The following is a 19893-nucleotide window of genomic DNA, read 5'->3' on the forward strand; positions in this document are numbered from 1 at the left end:
TTGTTAATAATACTTCTATTTGGTTTTAGCAATAATGATGTGATGATTAATTCTACTTAATCATATATTTTTTAAAAGGAATAGCCGTTTTTTAATAGGTAGTACGAATTTATTACTTGAGATTTAGTTTAAATTTATACGAAATACGGTTATTGTATAAAAACAGAAAACAATAAAAAACCACTCATGATAGTATGAGTGGTTTTTATCTTAATACATCATCAAATCTTAATGATTTTTTGATGTTTCGACTAATACTAGCGGTTCATCACTGCTTGTCGTAGTGGTTACTTTACGAGGACGACCGAGTTTAGGTGCTGGAATTACCACTGTTTCAACCAGTTCTTGCTTGGTTTCTACCCATTGCATACCTGCTTGATTAACGACTTGTTCAAGCACCTGTTTATTCACAACTGGATCTGATGAAGGTGTAGTGATTTCCTCTTGTTGGGTTTGAGTGGTTATATCCTCTGTAGTCGTAGTTACTACACTTTGTGTAAAGGTAGTCGAATGTGTAGCTGTCAGCTCAATTCCTTTATCACCATCAGTCGTCGCTACATTATTGACTTCTGTATCCGTTGTGATGGTAGAAGAAGGGAGTATTTCTTCATTTGAATGGATAACAGATGTTTCTGTTGTTGCTACGGTTACAGGAGTATTATAGCTATCTTCGGTGCTAGCTGTTTGTGCTACTGATTCTGTTGTTGAAAGAGTGTCTGTGGCGCTATGTTCTACGGTTTTATGTGTAGCCGTAGCAAGTGCCATTTTAACCGCATTGGTCAGTGGATTAATAGCATACTGATCAATCTGTGGATAAGCTAAGGTAATAGGTGTTTGTGATACAACGGTATCATTGACTTTATGGGTAGTGGTTTGTTGTGATGAACCCACTGTCAATGTTTCACTTGTCCCTTTATCATCTGTGTTAGTAACAGATTCTATTGGTGCAACTATCTGTGTTGTTTCCTCGGTAATTGTGGTTTGTATAGCCTTTTCAGAAGATTCTGATTGTACTTTCTCAGAAACAGCTTTAATGTGCTGATCAGCCACAGGGTCAGGTTCTGTAATATTTTCTGTAATGACGACAGGCGCTTGTTGTGCAAGGCGTTTTGCTTGCTCTTCTTGCTCTAGTAATACTTCGTTAGGGATAAAGGCTAGATTTTCAGTATCTACTACTTTGGTATCATCTCGGCGACTACGACGGTTACGGCGACGACGGCGACGACCTTCATCTTGATCATTATTCGTATCTATCGCTGTATCTACAGAGACATCAAGTGTTTTTTCCATTATCTCTTCTGCTGGAAGAGGTGTTGTAGTCGGTATGACAGTAGGAGCTGATAAGTCTTTTTCTACTTTGTCATTTGATTTATGACTTAAACGTTCTGCTTTAGGTTTATCAACCGATTTCTCTTGGTGTGATTTTACGGCATTACGTTTAGGTGGAATATTAGGTAACTGTACTGGTGTGTCAGTTGTATTGGTATGAGTTGTACCTTCATCTTCCTGTGTACGGCGAGTACGACGGGGACGATTTTCAGTAATATCTTTAATCGTTTCTTTATCTGACTTATGCTCAGAACGTTGTTTAACTTTGCGAGGAATCGCCTTTTCATCGTCTTTTTCATTGCGACGGCGATTGCGTTGTTTTGGATTATTTTTTGTTTTTGTTGTAGCCTCTTTGCCTTCTGCCATTTCTGGTGTTGGCGTATAAGGTTTACGTGTAAACCATGATTTAATACGTTGGAAGAAACTAATAGTTTGTTCCTCTTCTTTGGGGGCAGGTGCAGGGGCTGGGGTCTCATGGTTGATACCCTTAATAATAGCTTCCTGACGTTGTTTTTCTTCGTCTTTTTCTTTTTTGTCTTGCCAAGTGAGTGAGGTATTTTCAGGGACTTCAATCATCTCAAGGCTAGATTTTTGCTCATCTAAGCGAGGGTCGTCATAACGCACACGCTCGATATGGTGGTGAGGGGTTTCAAGATTTTTGTTAGGAATGAGATAAACACGGATTTTCATGCGTGCTTCCATCTTAACAATATCTGTCCGTTTTTCATTGAGTAGATAAGTAGCAACATCCACAGGCACTTGTGCATAGAGGGCTGCGGTATTTTCTTTCATGGCCTCTTCTTGAAGCAGACGCAGAATATTGAGTGCGCTAGACTCTACATCACGAATAACACCCGTACCATTACAACGAGGGCAAGTAACATGAGAGCCTTCGTTAAGTGATGGGCGTAAGCGTTGGCGAGATAATTCCATTAAGCCAAAACGCGAGATCTTACCCATTTGGACACGGGCGCGATCCATATGAAGGGCATCCCGTAATTTTTGTTCAACACTGCGTTGGTTTTTGTTATCTTCCATATCAATAAAGTCGATAACAATGAGTCCCCCTAAGTCGCGTAAGCGTAACTGACGGGCAACTTCTTCTGCAGCTTCAAGATTGGTACGAAGTGCTGTTTCTTCAATATCGCCACCACGAGTAGAGCGAGCAGAATTGACATCTACAGCGACTAATGCTTCGGTATGATCAATAACGATAGATCCACCAGAGGGTAATTGTACGGTACGAGAATAGGCTGTTTCAATTTGGTACTCAACTTGGAAGCGAGAAAAAAGAGGAACAGCATTACGGTAACGTTTGACCTTGCTGATATTTTCAGGCATCACATCTTGCATAAAGGCTAATGCCTGATCATGAATAGCATCTGTATCAATGAGAATTTCAGCTATATCTGATGAAAAATAATCACGGATTGCTCGAATAACAAGACTAGATTCTTGATAAATTAAGACTGGAGCAGGATATTGTTGTGCAGCATTATAAATTGCTCGCCATAATTTAAGTAGGTATTTTAAATCCCAGTCTAGCTCAGGGGCGGTACGACCAATCCCTGCTGTACGAGCAATCATACTCATGCCTTCAGGTAAATCAAGCTGACTCATGGTTTCTCGGAGTTCTTGACGTTCTTCACCATCAATACGGCGAGAAACACCGCCACCACGAGGATTATTAGGCATTAAGACAAGGTAACGACCAGCAAGTGAAATAAAGGTAGTAAGTGCAGCCCCTTTGTTGCCACGTTCTTCTTTTTCGACTTGAATGATGAGTTCTTGACCTTCGCTTAGTGCTTCTTGGATACGTGCATTACGAACATCTATCCCTTCTTTAAAATAGCTACGAGCAACTTCTTTAAAGGGTAAAAAACCATGACGTTCGTGTCCATAATCTACAAAACACGCCTCTAGGCTAGGTTCAATACGGGTAATAACCCCTTTGTAAATATTGCCTTTACGCTGTTCTCTACCAGCTGTTTCGATGTCAATATCAAGCAGTTTTTGCCCGTCCACAATAGCAACACGTAATTCTTCTTGATGTGTTGCATTAAATAGCATACGTTTCATATTTTGGTTCTCATAAAAATTCTAATGTATTCACCATAAATACATTAACCCTAGGGAACTACGGGCGAACCAAAAAACGTCATGCAATGACTAAACGAGCGATAGCATCAGCTATCACTTGAGGTATCATAATTTAAAAAACTCAAACAGTTGAGTTATATTACTTAGATTTAAAAATCCAGACCACGTTGACAAGTGGTACAACAGTGTATCTGTGATGGTAATAGGTTACAGTGCATAAACAAGGTTCTAACAAACGGATATATGCATTTATGTGGGTAGGAGACTAAACAAGGACTACCGCATTCAAAACATAAATAAGCATGCGTTTGCAACCAGTAAGCACCCAAACGGAGACACCTACGCGATAAAAAATTCAACGTGCCAATTTATGAGCGGTATCTACGGAGCTAAGGGGGTTGTTATCATCTCTTGCTCGACGTATATCTGCTATTGGCCCTTGGGTTAAGCCGTTTTTGTTTGGGTAAGTCATTATAGCATAAGCCTTTTAAATAGGGATAGGAATTTAGGCTTATATAGAGGATTGATAATGATAATTAATATATAGGAATAATATTAGTTATATAAGATGTTAAAGCACGACAAATAATGTTGAGTCGTAGTTGCTCGCTCTGCTAGCAAAACTCGCTTAGGTATCCTCTATTTTTCTGTATTTTTAAGCAATACCAATAAAAACTCCTCCGTAAGGGAGGAGTTAAAGAGGAATTTACCTAATATGTGCTTTAGAGATTTTTCTTAAAGAATTCAGAGAATTTTCCCATTGCTTGTTGAACATACTCAGGTTTCCAGTAGGTTTCAATATGGGTTGCATCAGGGATGAGGAACAATTCTTTATTTTGTGTTCCTGTGGCATTTTCAAACACTTCTTTCGTCATATAGAGGCTATCAGCCTTATCACCTGCAACCATTAGTAAGGGTTGATTAATTAAATCAACATTCGTATTAACATCAAATTCCATTAAATCTGCCAAGCTATCCATTGTACTATTGGTTTGTGAGTTAGGGTGGGCATGGGTTTGTGCGTAATACTCATAACCTTGACGATATAAATCAAAAGGTAAGGCGGCGACTTGTTCAGGGGTTAGTCCTGCACCGAAAGAGGGGGTGTATTGTACTTCGCCTGTTTGTGCTTCTTTTGCTCGAGCTTGGGCAATTTGAGCAAGTCGTTCTTGAATACTATCTTTTTGACTTCTCATAAAACCATTTCGGCGAGCATCGCCTGAATTAAACATACTTAGTGTTGCTACTGCTTTAAAGCGCTTATCCGTTTGTGCCGCTTTAATAGAGTAGCCTCCGCCACCACAAATACCGAGTAATCCTAGATGGTCAGGATCTACTCCTTGGTATTGGCTAATAAAGTCTGCTGCTGCACGAATATCTTCAATACGATTTTGTGGTTTATCGGTATAACGAGGTGTACCTTGGCTTCCCCCTTGATAGGCAGCATCAAAGGCAATGGTAATATAACCTTGTTCGGCTAATCGTTGAGCATATAAACCAGCCACTTGTTCTTTCACTCCTCCATTTGGGTGAGCAACTACAATGGTAGGGTATTTTTTATTGGCATCAAAATGAGCTGGGGTATAGACATTGGCAACGACTTCAATCCCCGTTTGTTTTTGTACATACTTAACGGGATGAATCTGTACTTGACCTGCTACATTTTCGGTAATAGCGCCTTCATAAGTAAGGGTAAAGGGATTTTTTGCATAATCAGCTGCCATAGTAACTCCTGTTGTCGCTAAAATAAGTGATGTGCTTAATAGTGTTTTTCTTAACATAATCATTCCTTATATTCATTAAAACCATAAGAAAAGTATAAAAGGTTTTAGGGTTTTTGATTAGAGGGCTAAAAATGAAAGGGCTTTTGAATTGTATTCAATAATGAAGATGTTCTTTTATCCTATATGTAGTAGTAAAATAAAATGAAAAGCATATAAAGCGGTCATCATATTCTATGCCATAAATCATCAGGGGGAGTATGAAGTTTTTTAATTTGGCTATGGTAAATTAAATTAATAAAAAGATGAAATCAGGTAATATGATTGGGTTTACTATGTATATGGAGAATCAGATGGAAAATGAAGTTGTCGTTATAGATGATAATAAGAGCCTAGAGCCTCATAAAACAATGATGTATGCTACTTATATTTTGTATGCACTTGGGATTTTTACGGGAATACTTTCTATCGTAGGACTTATTATTGCTTATATAAAAAGAGATGAGGTAAGAGGGACGATTTATGCATTACATTATACTTGGCTTATCCGCACATTCTGGATAGGGATACTTTTTTTCTGTGTTGCTTGGGTTTTAGCCTTTGTTTCCTTTGGCTTACTTGGTATTTTGTTTTTTGTTCCCTATATTTGGTATGTCTTCCGTGTGGTTTACGGTTTTGTTAAATGTATTGATGCTAAGCCAGTGAACGCTGAGTCTTATTTTGCTTAAAAATAATAGCACTTCATGTTATAGCAGATGATATGGTTATAGTCGTATGAAATAGTTTGGTAAGATATGGTATGTTTTTCTATCATTAGCTGAATAGATGCGTTAATGATAATTAAGGATCTATCAAAATACTCACTTGGATAAATTATTTTATCTATCTTTAACTTTTATGGGTGTTAATATAAAAAATCTTCTCTTATAACAATAAGAGAAGATTTTTTGTTAGTAGAACAGGCTTAAAGATTAAATCACAATTTTTAGTTTTTTTAACAGATTGAATTTATTCTCTATAAAGGTTTTCGCTTGTTGGTTAAAGACATTAAGGTGTTCCTGATCTGTCTCTAGTGTTCTACCTTCATGAATTAACTGTTGTCCTCGCTCTTTTAGTGTATTCCATACATACGCACCCCATTGTTCTTGAGGAATTCCTTCTTGGTAAGCCGAGAGGAAAAGTTGCTCAAATCGAGGAACTGTAATCGCACCACCCGTCATAGGACTGGCTAAATACTCTATTTTATGACCATCTTTAGCAAGTGCCATAATAGCTTGGTTAAATGCTTGGCAACGAGGTAAGGCGGTTTGGGCTTTTTTATCGTCTTGAATCAGTAAAAGATGTCCATGTGCATATAGAATAGCAAGCACTTCAAAGATAACTTCATGCTGATTGAGTTGTTGGCAAATATTCCCTACTTGATGGATTTGACCGTCTTCTAAAATGTCTAAAATTGGATTAGCAATAGATGCATTTAAGGAAATACTAATATGACGAGAAATATCCAGTGAGAAATCCTTGCGTGGAGTGATAAATAAAACCCTTAATTGATGCCATGCGTTTCTTCGTGCTGAGGGTTCAAAAGAAACATTGCCTTTTACCCAAAAATCAGAGCGGAATTGTTTATTCAGCATAAAATCTTTCATGGTTTCTATTTGTGAAGCATGAGAGAATTGACTGATAAAGTTTATTTGCTCTTGATTGAAAGAAACAGGATAGAAATCATCTAAGAAATTGGTAGAGCAGGCAAATTTAACTTTTGCTCCTTCTAACCATTGCTCCATTTCAGTAAAGTACATAGGTTGCCAGTCTTTATTAAGATATTCATGAGCAAGGTAGTTAATGTTTGTATTTTTTAAATCCTCAATTTTGGTGAGCAATGAGGGTGTTTCTTTAGTGAGTAATTGGCTAAGTTTAAGGGTTTGTTCACTCAGACGAAGCGTTTCTTTTACATTGTCCTCATGTGATTTTGATGAGGTAGCCGTTGTTTGATGGAAGGTTGATAATAAATGGCGAATCGGTGATTTACCTGACCAACCGGGTAAGGTATTATAGCTAATAGATAAAACACCACCGACTTTTAGTTTTCGACGAATAAAATCAACAATAATATGGCGGTTTTCATCTGAAATCCATGACCAGATACCATGTAAGGCAATAAAATCAAAATCGGGTAAATCGTCTCTTTGGCAAAATGCTTGAAAACTTTGGTCGGCAATTAAAGCCCCAGATTCAAAAGAAGAGGCTAAATATTGTGCAAATCTTGCGTGTGAAGGATTAAAGTCTGTTCCATACCAATTGGCTGAACCTGCCGCTGAGTGTATATTAAAAGAGACACCTTGTCCAAAACCTAATTCACAAGCATTGATAACGGTCGGTGGAATTAATCCTTTCATTAAAAAAGGAATAGTAAGTGCTTCAGGTTGTATATTCTTGTAATAACCATAGGTATAGACGACATTATCGACATATCCTTCAGACCAATTTGACATAAAAACTCCTAGAGTAAATAGTTATATAGGGCTAGAGAGTTAATTGACTACAGCCCCTTATATGTTATCGTGCTGATGGGGTAATGAATAATGGTATATCCCAGCGTGTCTTAGCAAGATACAATACAGGTGCTAAGTGATTCATTTTTCCAAAAAGCAATACCATTTTAGCAAAGAATGTGCTTAAAAATAAGTTAATAAAAGTAAATGCTGTTTTGAATTATATTCAATATTTTGAAAAATTTATTGTAGGGTTGGTAAGTGTTAGGTAGTTATTTCTATATCCTAAAAAATAACGTAAAAAGTATATTGGATTTTGATTTGGGTGAAAAATAAGCAGAGAGAGGCTTTAATAAGAGAATGAATAAGGTAAAATAATAACTCTTTCCACTCATTGAGTAAATATTGTGTCAAGTTCTTATCAGCCCTCTTCGTTGTTGCAACAAGTCCGCTTTGTCAAAGTAGATATAGAATCGGACGGGCAACGTATTGATAATTTTTTGGTACGACACTGTAAGGGTGTTCCTAAAAGCCATCTTTATAAAGCGATTCGTTCAGGGCAAGTCAGAGTGAATAAGGGAAGAATTTCATCAGAATATCGTTTGCAAGTTGGTGATGAAGTCAGAATCCCACCTTTGCGCATGCCTGATCCTACTCAGAAACCGATTGCACCTAAAGCAGAGTTTCCCATCATTTATGAAGATGATGCCATTATCGTGATTAATAAACCTGCTGGTGTCGCCGTACATGGGGGAAGTGGGGTTTCCTTTGGTGTGATTGAGCAGTTACGTTCTGCTCGTCCAGAGAGTAAGTTTTTAGAATTAGCGCATCGCTTAGATAAGGAAACATCTGGTTTATTGATTATTGCGAAAAAAAGAAGTGCTTTAGTTGTTTTGCACGATATGATGCGTCAGTCAGAAGGGCATAAGTATTATCTTGCTTTAGTGGTGGGGCAGTGGCAAGCAAAAAGGCAAGAAATTAAATTACCCCTCTATAAATATCTTACGGCTGATGGTGAACGCCGTGTGCGAATTGATAAAGAAAAGGGTAAATATGCCTATACCATTGTCACAAAAGTACAATCCTATTCTGGTTATACTTTAGTTGGCGCACAATTAAAAACAGGACGTACCCATCAAATACGTGTACATTTAGCCTCACAAGGGCATCCTATTGTGGGCGATGAAAAGTATGGTATAGATGAAGTACGAGAACAGTTTTTTAAACGTGGCTTTAGGCGTATGTTTTTACACGCTTATCGTTTAAGTTTTAACCATCCTTTGACGGGAGAAAAATTAATACTTGAAGCACCGCTACCTAAAGAGTGCCAACAATTATTAGATATATTGTGATGTATCGGTATGGTTAAATAAATAGTGATGATGTATTGGTTACATTAGCTTATTGCGTAGTAGGGTTTATAAAAATATTTTGTACTATGTACGATATAGTATTCACTTGGTATAGATTAAAGGGTTGTGATGAAATTTTCTTTAGTGGTATTTGATTGGGACGGAACATTAATGGATTCTACACATTCTATTGTAGTGGCTATCCAGAATACGTGCCGTGATTTGGGGTGGACTGTACCAACAGATGAACAGGCAAGTTGGGTAATAGGGCTTTCTTTGACTGAAGCGCTCAAACGAGCAATTCCTGATTTACAGGACGATCAAGTGAATATATTTATTGATCGTTATAAATACCATTATTTATTACGAGACCCTGATTTACGTTTATTTCCCGGTAATATGGCTATTCTTGATGAGCTAAAAGCAAAGGGAGTGATGATGGCGGTGGCGACAGGGAAAAGTCGAGTAGGCTTAAATCGAGCATTAGCGAACCACCAACTAAATCCTTATTTTGATGCCACAAGAACAGGTGAGGAAACGGCAAGTAAGCCTAATCCTTTAATGTTAAATGAAATTATGGATGAGTTAAATATACCTGCTTCTGAAGTCGTTATGGTGGGTGATACAACACATGATATTGAGTTAGCTAAAAATGCAGGCGTACAGAGTATTGCTGTTACTTATGGTGCACATTCTAAGGTTGAATTAGAACGTGCTAAACCAGATTTTTTAGTAGAAAATGTCTCTGCGCTTCATCGTTTATTATCGGTATATTGCTAGTGATGCGAATAGTAAAGCGACTGTTATTCTGTGTATGGATGTTAGGCGTAGTAGCTTGTACACATACGGTAGTTGATGAAGTCTATTCGGCTAGAGGGCAAGACAGTCGTATTAAATATATTATTATTCACTATACGGGGGAAAACCAAGAAGATTCTCTTCGTATTTTGACAGAACAACAAGTATCTGCTCATTATTTAATTACGGATGAATCTCCTGTGCGTGTTTTACAACTTGTGCCAGAAAGCCAGCGAGCATGGCATTCAGGAGAGAGTTATTGGGGAAAAGATAGCCAATTAAATGGTATTTCTATTGGTATTGAAATCGTCAATAGCGGTCAGCGTAAGAATGCTATGGGTGATGAGGCATGGCAACCTTATTCAAGTGAACAAATTGAACGACTTATCCTTTTGTTAAAAGATATTCAACAACGACATCAGATTATTCCTGAGCATATTCTAGGGCATAGTGATGTTGCCCCTTTGCGTAAAATAGATCCTGGGCCAAACTTTCCATGGCAGTGGTTGGCTCAAGAGGGATTAGGGCGATGGTATGATGAAGACCGTGTGGCACAGTTAATGCAATACTATCAACAAAAGGGACTGCCTTCTGCCGAAAAGGTTCAGCAAAACCTTAGAAAATTAGGTTATTTTATTGAACCTCATGGGAAATGGGATAGTGATAATCGTAAGGTACTTCAGGCTTTTCAAATGCACTACCGCCCATTGCGGTATGATGGGGTATTGGATGTGCAAACAGCAGCGATTATAGAAGATTTAATACAGACAGATAAAAAGTCATTATTCAATAATTAAACATAAGCAGAAAAATTTAATAATTAATATTTTATAGATATAGGGTTAAGGGTAAATTTGTTCGATTATAACGAGGAATGACCGAGAAATTTACGCCTTATTTATCGTACTTTGGTTAAACTATTTTTAGTTTAAAGAAAATAATAGAAACCTATATACTATGAATACCTTATCTGTTCTGTCTCAAATAATATTCTTGCTTAATATTGTTATGCTAAGAATAAGAATAAAGTAGCTTGTTTATCAATATCTGGGATAGGGCGTTTTTTCCATTCCGCAATGGTATGTGTTTGAATCCATTCTTGATTAGTCGTCAATGAACGAGCAATACAAAGACGTGTAGAGGATTTGAGTGTTTTAAGTAAAGCCTCAAACATAGCGATATTACGATATGGGGTTTCAATAAATAATTGTGTTTGATTTAATTTTGCGGATAAGCTTTCCCATTGTTGAAGTTGTTTGATACGCTCTTGTCCCTGAACAGGGGCATAACCGTGAAAGGTAAAACGTTGTCCGTCAAGTCCGCTTGCCATTAATCCTAGCAAAATAGAAGAAGGGCCTACCCAAGGAATAACCTGAATCCCCATACGGTGTGCTTCTCGTGCGACTAATGCACCGGGATCTGCCACCGCAGGACAGCCTGCTTCTGATACTAAACCAATATCACCCTGTTTCCCCGGTGCTTTTAGCCATGAGTGGATTTCTTCTGTGCTTGTTTTGGCAGTAAGTGTATGAATAGTAATCTCTTGAATAGGTCTTACTGTTCCGATTTGTTTTAAAAATGCACGGGCAGTTTTTGCATTTTCTGCAATATAAACGTCAATATTTCCTGCTATGGTTTGTACCTCAGGAGGAAGCCAACGTTGTACAGGAGAATCTCCAAGACTAACGGGAATAAGGTGTAGGCGAGTCGTATTCATCGCAATCCTTGATGGTATCTATGTGGTAACGGTATATAATCAAATGGTCGTTGTGGCTAAAAGTGTTGGATTTATACCAAACTCTCTTAGCATATTGGCAAGAGCAATCAATGGTAATCCGATAATGGCGGTAGGATCATCGCTACTCATACGTTCCATGAGTGTAATGCCAAGACTTTCTGCTTTAGCGCTGCCTGCCGTATCAAAAGGTTTTTCCGTATGAAGGTAATGGATAATTTCTTCTTCACTTAATGTACGGAAATAACAATGCGTAATGACATTAGTATGTAATAGTTTTTCTCCATCCGTAACGGCTAAAGCAGAGTGAAATTGTACATGCTGTCCGCTAAGTTGTCGCAGTTGTTGTTGCGCTTTTACAAAATCACCAGGTTTACCAATGGGGGCATTTCCTAATGTAGCAACTTGATCGGAACCGATAACAATTGCCCCGGGAAATTGACGACTAACTGCTTTTGCTTTTTCTATAGATAACCGTATAGCTAGCTCTACAGGAGTTTCATTTATTTTTGGGGTCTCATCAATTTGTGGTGAGTGTGTTGTAAAAGGTAGCTGAAATCGTTCTAACATCATTTTTCTGTACGGAGAAGATGATGCTAAAATTAAAGAAAAAGATGCTTTTTTCATTGCATGATTTGACCAAAATTAAATAACAGGTTATTATTTCATGTTTTACGGAATTTGTGTATGTTCTCTTTTAAAAAAGAAATTTATTCTTTTGAGGGGAATACATAATAAATGGATTGACTAGTTTGACAGAAAGCAACTTTCATTGAGTTAGCGAGTAGCAAGATTAGTAAATTGAAAAGGGGATATTGTGGATAAGTACATAGATCTGATGGATTTAGTGCGGCTTTCGCAAGAAGTCCAAGGGAGTGCTGATATTACTGCATTTAACCGTTTATCTGAGGATCTGCCTCAGCAAACGACACAAACGCAGGTAGAATGGCATATAACAGGTCATCAAAAACCACATGGGCCAGCACTTATTCAATTACAAATTAAAGCTAACCCTCAGTTACAGTGTCAGCGTTGTATGAAGCTTTTTCATTATCCCATTGCGACTGAGGTTGAACTAGAAGCAGTTACATCACAAAAAGCACTTGATGCAGATGTCGCTGATTCTGGAGAGATAGATAGTCAAGCCTATGAAAAAATTTTGGCTCATCAGCCCGTCAATATTATAGAATTGGTCGAAGATGAGCTTATTCTAAGTTTACCTTATATTCCTAAACACGAGGTGTGTCAGGATTTGGTAGAATTACCAGAAGATAACTTAGCAAAAAAACCTTCTCCATTTGCTATATTAGAGAAGCTTAAACATTAACTTTTATTGTCTGTTTCATAGCGATACAGTATTTTTTGGAGTCATCATGGCTGTTCAACAAAACAAAAAAACACCTTCTAAACGTGGTATGCATCGTTCACACGATTTTCTAACAAACCCACCAACAGCAATTGAGCCAACAACAGGTGAATTGCATTTACGTCATCACATTAGTCCTAACGGTGTTTACCGTGGTCGTAAAGTGTTAAAAACTAAAAACGACGAATAGTTGATATAAGTTTTAACTTATTAAATCTTATCCAATCGTGATACGTATTGCTATTGATTGTATGGGGGGAGACTTTGGGCTCCCCGTTACTGTTCCTGCCGCAGTCAATGTAGCAGAAAAGTACGCAGATTTGCATTTTTTACTCGTTGGTCGAGCAACAGAAGTAGAGAATGCCCTTCAATTAGCAAAGCCATCTCGTCCCTCACAGTTTTCTATTATTGATGCTGAGGACGTGATTAATATGGACGATCCGATTGATGTCGTTTTACGTCATAAGCGTAAATCTTCTATGCATCATGCCTTACATGCTGTTCGTGAACAGCGTGCCGATGCGTGCGTCTCTGCTGGTAATACAGGGGCTTTAATGGCGGTTGCTCGGTTTATTCTTAAAACCCTTGAAGGAATTGATCGTCCAGCCATCGCTACCTCTCTGCCTAATCAATTAGGTAAAGGAACAACTGTCCTAGACTTGGGTGCTAATGTTGATTGTACCCCTGAGCATCTTTTACAGTTTGCTATGATGGGTTCGGCACTTGTACAAGCGGTTGAAGGTATTGAACAACCCAAGGTGGGGTTACTCAATATTGGTCATGAAGCCATTAAGGGAAATCAGCTTGTCAAAAAAACAAGCGAACTATTGCAAGCAACCTCTCTTAATTTTATTGGTAATGTAGAAGGTGATGATATTTTCAAAGGTACGGCTCATGTGGTTGTCTGTGATGGATTTGTTGGCAATGTCTTACTGAAATCTATCGAAGGACTTGCCAAGATGGTGAGTAGTAAATTGAAAGAAAATTTTCTACGGTCTCTCTATAGTAAAATAGCTGCCTTGATGGCAAAACCCGTCATTAACCAGTTCCGTAAAGATATGGATAATCGCCGTTATAACGGAGCTGCTTTATTAGGATTAAAAGGGGTTGTTTTTAAAAGCCATGGCTCTGCTGATATATTGGCATTTAGCTTTGCGATTGAACGTGCGCGTATGGCGGTACAGAGTCAATTACTACATAAAACACGTCTTGGAGTAGAAGCGATATTGACATCTCAACAAGAAAAGACTATTGTATTGCACCAAGAACATGATAAAAATCCCCCCAATTGATAAGGAGTCCATATGCCATTTACAAAAATTATTGGATCGGGTAGTGCATTGCCTGAAAATGTTGTTTCAAACGATGTTTTAGCTCAACAATTAGCGGAAAAAGGGATTGAAACATCAGACGAATGGATTGTGACTCGAACGGGAATTAAGCAACGTTATATTGCAGATAGTCATATTAAAACAAGTGATTTAGCAACACAAGCTGCTCAAAATGCTATTAAAGAGGCAGGCATTCAAGTTGAAGATATTGATTTAATTATTGTGGCAACTTCGACTCCAGACCATATTTTCCCCAGTACTGCGTGTATCGTACAATCTAAGATAGGTAATAAAGGCGCTGCTGCTTTTGATGTGCAAGCTGTTTGCAGTGGCTTTGTCTATGCATTAACAACGGCAGATAGCTATATCCGTGCGGGTAATGCTAAATGTGCCTTAGTGATTGGTGCAGAAACTTTTTCTCATATTATTGATTGGCAAGATCGTAGCACTTGTGTTCTCTTTGGTGATGGGGCAGGTGCTTTTATTGTTAAAGCATCAGATGAGCCAGGTATTTTAAGTACACAGCTTAATGCAGATGGTAGTTTGCATACGATTCTACATGCTGAAGGGACGATTTGTCATGGTAAAGTGCAGGGCGATCCTTTTCTTCGTATGGATGGGCAAGCTGTATTCAAAAAAGCAGTGGTTTCTTTAGAACAGTCAGCATTAGAGGTTTGCAAAAAAGCTAATATCGCATCAACAGATATTGATTGGATGGTGCCTCATCAAGCGAATGTTCGTATTATTCAGTCTTTAGCGCGTAAGCTAAATATAGATGAGAATAAAGTTGTTATTACCGTTGATCATCATGCAAATACCTCAGCGGCAAGTGTCCCATTAGCATTTGATGTAGCACGTAAAGATGGGCGAATTAAATCAGGTGATAAAGTGCTATTGCAAGGTGTAGGTGGTGGTTTTACATGGGGTTCTGTATTAGTTCAAATGTAAACTTTTTATAGCTGTACATTTTAAATATAAGGATATAACATGAAATTAGCCTTTGTCTTTCCTGGGCAAGGATCACAATCAGTGGGTATGCTAGATGCGTGGGCTGACAATAAGACAGTGCAAACGGTTATGCAAAAAGCTAGCGAAGCATTAGGTCAAGATTTAACTACCTTGATTGCTCAAGGCCCTGCTGAACAATTAAACTTAACGACCAATACACAACCAGTGATGTTGGCAGCAAGCTATGCTATGTATCAAGCCTATCTTGAACAAGGGGGTACTCAGCCTGTATTAGTAGCTGGGCATAGCTTAGGTGAATACACGGCATTAGCGGCAGCAGGCGTGTTGTCCGTAGAAGAAGCTGTTCGTTTGGTGCGTATTCGTGCTAATGCAATGCAAGAGGCAGTACCTGTAGGAACAGGAGCAATGGCAGCCATATTGGGTCTTGATGATGATACTGTTAAAAAGGTATGTGCAGAAGCCGCTCAAGGTGAAGTAGTTGAGGCAGTCAATTTTAATGCACCAGCCCAAGTAGTCATTGCTGGTCATCAATCTGCAGTTGAACGTGCGTGTGAATTAGCAAAAGCAGCAGGAGCAAAGCGTGCTTTGGTATTACCTGTATCTGCACCTTTTCATTCTTCATTACTTGAACCAGCTGCTGTGATTTTACAGAAAGCATTGGCTGAATTATCATTTGCTTCTCCAGCAATAGATGTTATTAACAATGTAGATGTTGCTGTACAACATGATCCAGAAGCCATTAAAGATGCGCTTGTGCGCCAAGCATGGCATGCTGTACGTTGGGTAGAAACTATCCAAAAAATGCAATCAGAAGGTGTTACGCATATTGTGGAATGCGGTCCTGGTAAAGTATTAACGGGTCTTGTTAAACGCATTGCACCTGAGATAAATGCCTTATCAATTAACGATCCAGCTTCATTAACAACAGTATTAGAAGCGATTAAGGAATAAAGATGAATAAAGAATTAACAGGTCAAATAGCCTTAGTAACAGGTGCAAGCCGAGGTTTAGGTCAAGCCATTGCTTTAGAGCTTGCACAAAGAGGGGCAATTGTGGTTGGTACAGCAACATCAGAAGCAGGTGCTGACGGTATTAATAAACAGCTTAATCCTTTCGGTGGTAAGGGTGTTGTGCTTGATGTAACAGATGCAACTGCCAGTGATGCATTATTAGCAGAATTAGCCAAAGAGGGAGGCCCTCATATCTTGGTTAATAATGCGGGTATTACTCGTGATGGGCTTATTATGCGTATGAAGGACGAAGACTGGGATGCGGTGATTAATACCAATCTAACAGCAGTATTCCGTCTTTGCCGTGGTGTCGTAAAACCTATGATGAAAGCAAGAGGTGGACGTATTATTAATGTTACCTCTGTTGTTGGTGAAAGTGGTAATGTGGGTCAAGCAAACTATGCTGCGGCTAAAGCAGGTGTGGCAGGCTTAACACGAGCTTTAGCACGTGAAATTGGTAGTCGGAATATTACGGTTAATTGTGTTGCACCGGGCTTTATTGATACGGATATGACCCGTGCTTTAGGTGAAGAAGCAACCAATGCCTTAATGAGTCAAATCCCAATGGGACGTTTGGGGCATGTGCAAGATATTGCTCAGGCAGTGGCTTTCTTAGCGAGTCCTGCTGCAAGTTACATTACGGGAAATACCCTACATGTCAATGGTGGCATGTATATGGCATAATAAACAGGTAAAATATGGTTTTACTGTTTAATTGATTTTTTTGTTTTTTGGACTCTTTTTACCAAAAAAGGGTACAAATTTTTATAAAATGCAAACTAGCAATTTATGTTTGCAGTTCGTTTAGGTTAATACATGGTGTATTAACTGATTTTCTTCTTTAATCAGCCATGCTTTGCATAGGCAATAACTTTGGGAATAATCCCTATTGGAGATTTACATGGATAGCATCGAACAACGCGTCAAGGCAATCGTCGCAAAACAATTAGGTGTGAACGAAGCAGATATTAAAAATGAGTCTTCATTCCTTGACGATTTAGGTGCCGATTCACTAGATATGGTGGAATTAGTGATGTCTTTTGAAGATGAATTTGAAGCAAGCATCACAGACGAGCAAGCTGAAACAATTACTACTGTTCAGAAAGCGATTGATTTCATTAACGCTCAAAAAGCATAATGAAATAATATAGAGTACGAAGGGTTGTGAGACAGTATTTAATTAATGTATCACAACCATTATCGTACTTATTTTTATAATGAATACATAACGTAGAGCGTCTTTGAAAAAGATTTAAATCTTTATTAAATTTATTTCCAAAACGCTTTGTGACAGCTTATGTCACCTGCCATTAAATAGAATAGGAGTCTTTTGTGAAAAGACGTGTTGTGATTACCGGTTTAGGAATTGTATCACCTGTAGGCAATACTATTGCGACTGCATGGGATAACATCATTAACGGACGTTCAGGTATTGGTCATATTACTCGTTTTGATGCGAGTGCTTTTAATGCTCAAATTGCGGGTGAGGTTAAAGACTTTAATCCAGAAACCTACATTAATGCCAAAGAAATCCGCCAAATGGATACTTTTATTCATTATGGTATTGGGGCAGCTATTGATGCTTGGAAAGATTCAGGTTTAGAAGTAACCGAAGAAAATGCGCATCGTATTGGTGCGATTGTTAGTTCAGGTATCGGTGGTCTAAAACGTATTGAAGAAACACAAACAGATTACCTAGAAAAAGGGGCTCGCCGTATTTCCCCATTCTTTGTACCCTCTTCATTAATTAATTTGATTTCGGGGCATCTCACCATTATGTTGGGGCTTAAAGGACCAAGTTATGCGGTTGTCTCAGCTTGCACAACGGGGTTGCACTCGATTGGTGATGCCGCTCGTCTTATTGAATATGGTGATGCGGATGTGATGTTGGCTGGTGGTGCAGAAGCAACTGTATCGCCTTTAGGTATTGGTGGGTTTGCTTCTATGAGAGCCTTATCAACACGTAATGATGATCCAACAACAGCATCACGTCCTTGGGATAAAGACCGTGATGGTTTTGTACTTGGAGAAGGGGCAGGTGTTCTTGTTTTAGAAGAATATGAACATGCGGTGAAACGCGGTGCTAAGATTTATGGTGAATTTGTCGGATATGGTATGAGTTCTGATGCACATCATATTACGGCACCTGATAGTGATGGTCCTCGTCGTGGTATTGCTAATGCTTTGCGTAATGCAGGGATTAATCCTGATCAAGTCAATTATGTCAATGCTCACGGTACATCAACCCCATTAGGCGACAAAAATGAAACCGTAGCACTTAAACTAGCTTTAGGTGATCATTCGTATAAAACAGTGGTTAACTCTACTAAATCAATGACAGGGCATTTATTAGGGGCTGCAGGTGGTATTGAAGCTGTCTTTACAACCTTAGCGGTATATCATCAAATTTCACCACCTACTATTAATATCTTTAACCAAGATCCTGAATGTGATTTAGATTATTGTGCTAATGAAGCCAGACAAATTAAGATTGACTATGCGCTATCTAATTCATTTGGTTTTGGTGGTACTAATGGCTCAATGGTTGTTAAGAAAATGTAGGTAAGAGTATGTATGCTGCACTACAACAAGCGTGGACACAAGAAATTGTATTATCGGATAGTGCAGTAACATACCGTATCAAAGCCCTAATGGTATTTTTAGCAGGGTTTAGCCTATTAGGTTGGACATATGCTTTAATCAGTTTAGGGCTTTTTTGTACCTATACTCGGTTAAAGTATTCTGCACAAGATAATCATTTGCTCATTATTAGTCCTTCTTATTGTTTGCTAAATACACCAAACGGTGTGATTAGGGGAACAATGGCTAATGTCAGTAAGGGCTTTTGTTGGATACAGTTTACTATACAGACGACACAGCATTATCCCTCATCAAAACAGACCTTTTCAGGGCAATATCAGCGTAAACCCATTCTCTTGTGGCAGTGGCAAATACCATCTGAGGCATGGAGGCGGTTATGTGTATTAATATATGCTTATAAGGTTAATTAGTATAAATTTAATGTTTTTTATGATAATAAAAAGAAAGGGTATATAAATACGCTATTGAATGCTAAAAATAGTTTGGTGTTGTTGATCAAAATATTGATAGTTACTTAATCAATATACTATTTTCATTTACGCATTAATTTGAGGAAAAGATGGATAGCAAAAAGACAAATATTGCTTATATTGGATTAGGTTCAAATTTAGGTGAATCTGAGAATTTTTTAAAATTGGCTTTAGATACCTTATTGCAGCATCAGGATATCAAGGAGCTTATATCTTCTTCATTCTATCGTACATCACCAGTTGATAGTACAGGGCCTGATTACATTAATGCAGTGGCTTGTCTTAAAACGTCATTAGATGCGTTTTCTCTATTAAAATTGCTTCAAGCGATAGAGTTAAAATATGGGCGAGAGCGTCCTTATCGCAATGCTCCTCGTACACTGGATTTAGATATTTTATATTTTAATCAAGAGCAGTATGATACGCCTGAATTAATCATTCCTCATCCTCGCTTACATACTCGATTATTTGTGTTAGTGCCATTAAGAGAAATAGCCCCTGATTTAAAATTACCCCAAGGTAGTTTTGATGAGCTTATTCAGATCGCAAAAGAGAGTGGGCAATTGATTGAGGTGATATCTATTGAGTAAATTTGTGTAATATAATTTTCACTAGTTAT

19 protein-coding genes are annotated in these 19893 nt (G+C 38.2%); 14 read left to right on the top strand and 5 right to left on the bottom strand.

Features of this window, described 5'->3' with window-relative positions:
* Positions 1-228: 228 nt before the first annotated feature.
* Together F9B76_RS09185 and F9B76_RS09190 are read right to left on the bottom strand one after the other, a co-directional pair.
* Positions 229-3408 carry an Rne/Rng family ribonuclease gene (locus F9B76_RS09185; protein ID WP_159991838.1) on the bottom strand — a complete coding sequence of 1060 codons (3180 nt, stop codon included), beginning with the start codon at positions 3406-3408 and terminating at the stop codon, positions 229-231.
* Between the two features lie 743 nt (positions 3409-4151).
* A complete protein-coding gene (locus F9B76_RS09190; RefSeq protein ID WP_243140638.1) occupies positions 4152-5210 on the bottom strand; it encodes an alpha/beta hydrolase in 1059 nt (352 codons plus the stop codon).
* 293 nt (positions 5211-5503) lie between these two features.
* Here F9B76_RS09190 and F9B76_RS09195 point away from each other — a divergent pair, with 293 nt between their 5' ends.
* Positions 5504-5878, top strand: coding sequence for a DUF4870 family protein (locus F9B76_RS09195; protein ID WP_159991840.1), 375 nt, complete (start codon positions 5504-5506; stop codon positions 5876-5878).
* A gap of 243 nt (positions 5879-6121) precedes the next feature.
* On the opposite strand, the gene F9B76_RS09200 is transcribed toward F9B76_RS09195, so the two are convergent.
* Positions 6122-7642 carry a class I SAM-dependent methyltransferase gene (locus F9B76_RS09200; RefSeq protein ID WP_159991841.1) on the bottom strand — a complete coding sequence of 507 codons (1521 nt, stop codon included), beginning with the start codon at positions 7640-7642 and terminating at the stop codon, positions 6122-6124.
* Between the two features lie 434 nt (positions 7643-8076).
* Here F9B76_RS09200 and F9B76_RS09205 point away from each other — a divergent pair, with 434 nt between their 5' ends.
* From F9B76_RS09205 to F9B76_RS09215, 3 genes are all read left to right on the top strand, one after another.
* Entirely contained in the window at positions 8077-8994 is a 918-nt protein-coding gene (locus tag F9B76_RS09205) for an RluA family pseudouridine synthase (protein WP_243140717.1), read from the top strand.
* A gap of 129 nt (positions 8995-9123) precedes the next feature.
* A complete protein-coding gene (locus F9B76_RS09210) occupies positions 9124-9774 on the top strand; it encodes an HAD-IIIA family hydrolase (protein WP_159991843.1) in 651 nt (216 codons plus the stop codon).
* Between the two features lie 2 nt (positions 9775-9776).
* Positions 9777-10589, top strand: coding sequence for an N-acetylmuramoyl-L-alanine amidase (locus tag F9B76_RS09215; RefSeq protein ID WP_159991844.1), 813 nt, complete (start codon positions 9777-9779; stop codon positions 10587-10589).
* Between the two features lie 209 nt (positions 10590-10798).
* Here F9B76_RS09215 and F9B76_RS09220 read toward each other — a convergent pair whose 3' ends face one another.
* Entirely contained in the window at positions 10799-11509 is a 711-nt protein-coding gene (locus tag F9B76_RS09220) for an SAM-dependent methyltransferase (protein WP_159991845.1), read from the bottom strand.
* 39 nt (positions 11510-11548) lie between these two features.
* Positions 11549-12100: a Maf family protein gene (locus tag F9B76_RS09225; RefSeq protein WP_235914885.1), complete on the bottom strand. Its 552-nt coding sequence runs from the start codon at positions 12098-12100 to the stop codon at positions 11549-11551.
* A gap of 244 nt (positions 12101-12344) precedes the next feature.
* Here F9B76_RS09225 and F9B76_RS09230 point away from each other — a divergent pair, with 244 nt between their 5' ends.
* The 10 genes from F9B76_RS09230 to folK all read left to right on the top strand — a co-directional run bounded on the left by F9B76_RS09230 (position 12345) and on the right by folK (position 19864).
* Positions 12345-12854: a YceD family protein gene (locus F9B76_RS09230; RefSeq protein WP_159991847.1), complete on the top strand. Its 510-nt coding sequence runs from the start codon at positions 12345-12347 to the stop codon at positions 12852-12854.
* Positions 12855-12900: 46 nt separating this feature from the next.
* Positions 12901-13083: a 50S ribosomal protein L32 gene (gene rpmF / locus F9B76_RS09235; protein ID WP_023949147.1), complete on the top strand. Its 183-nt coding sequence runs from the start codon at positions 12901-12903 to the stop codon at positions 13081-13083.
* A 37-nt stretch (positions 13084-13120) separates the two neighbouring features.
* On the top strand, positions 13121-14185 hold the full coding sequence (gene plsX / locus F9B76_RS09240) for a phosphate acyltransferase PlsX (RefSeq protein ID WP_159991848.1): 1065 nt from the start codon (positions 13121-13123) through the stop codon (positions 14183-14185).
* A gap of 12 nt (positions 14186-14197) precedes the next feature.
* Complete coding sequence (locus F9B76_RS09245; RefSeq protein ID WP_159991849.1) at positions 14198-15172, top strand: beta-ketoacyl-ACP synthase III; 975 nt, start codon at positions 14198-14200, stop codon at positions 15170-15172.
* Positions 15173-15211: 39 nt separating this feature from the next.
* Complete coding sequence (fabD, locus tag F9B76_RS09250; protein ID WP_159991850.1) at positions 15212-16144, top strand: ACP S-malonyltransferase; 933 nt, start codon at positions 15212-15214, stop codon at positions 16142-16144.
* 2 nt (positions 16145-16146) lie between these two features.
* Positions 16147-16887, top strand: coding sequence for a 3-oxoacyl-ACP reductase FabG (gene fabG, locus F9B76_RS09255; RefSeq protein ID WP_159991851.1), 741 nt, complete (start codon positions 16147-16149; stop codon positions 16885-16887).
* A gap of 217 nt (positions 16888-17104) precedes the next feature.
* On the top strand, positions 17105-17341 hold the full coding sequence (gene acpP / locus F9B76_RS09260; protein WP_159991852.1) for an acyl carrier protein: 237 nt from the start codon (positions 17105-17107) through the stop codon (positions 17339-17341).
* Positions 17342-17535: 194 nt separating this feature from the next.
* Positions 17536-18765 carry a beta-ketoacyl-ACP synthase II gene (gene fabF / locus F9B76_RS09265; RefSeq protein WP_159991853.1) on the top strand — a complete coding sequence of 410 codons (1230 nt, stop codon included), beginning with the start codon at positions 17536-17538 and terminating at the stop codon, positions 18763-18765.
* An 8-nt stretch (positions 18766-18773) separates the two neighbouring features.
* A complete protein-coding gene (locus tag F9B76_RS09270) occupies positions 18774-19214 on the top strand; it encodes a hypothetical protein (RefSeq protein WP_159991854.1) in 441 nt (146 codons plus the stop codon).
* A 149-nt stretch (positions 19215-19363) separates the two neighbouring features.
* Complete coding sequence (gene folK, locus F9B76_RS09275) at positions 19364-19864, top strand: 2-amino-4-hydroxy-6-hydroxymethyldihydropteridine diphosphokinase (protein WP_159991855.1); 501 nt, start codon at positions 19364-19366, stop codon at positions 19862-19864.
* Positions 19865-19893: the final 29 nt, after the last annotated feature.

This window comes from Pelistega ratti, from assembly GCF_009833965.1.
Taxonomy (GTDB): Bacteria; Pseudomonadota; Gammaproteobacteria; order Burkholderiales; family Burkholderiaceae_B; genus Taylorella; species Taylorella ratti.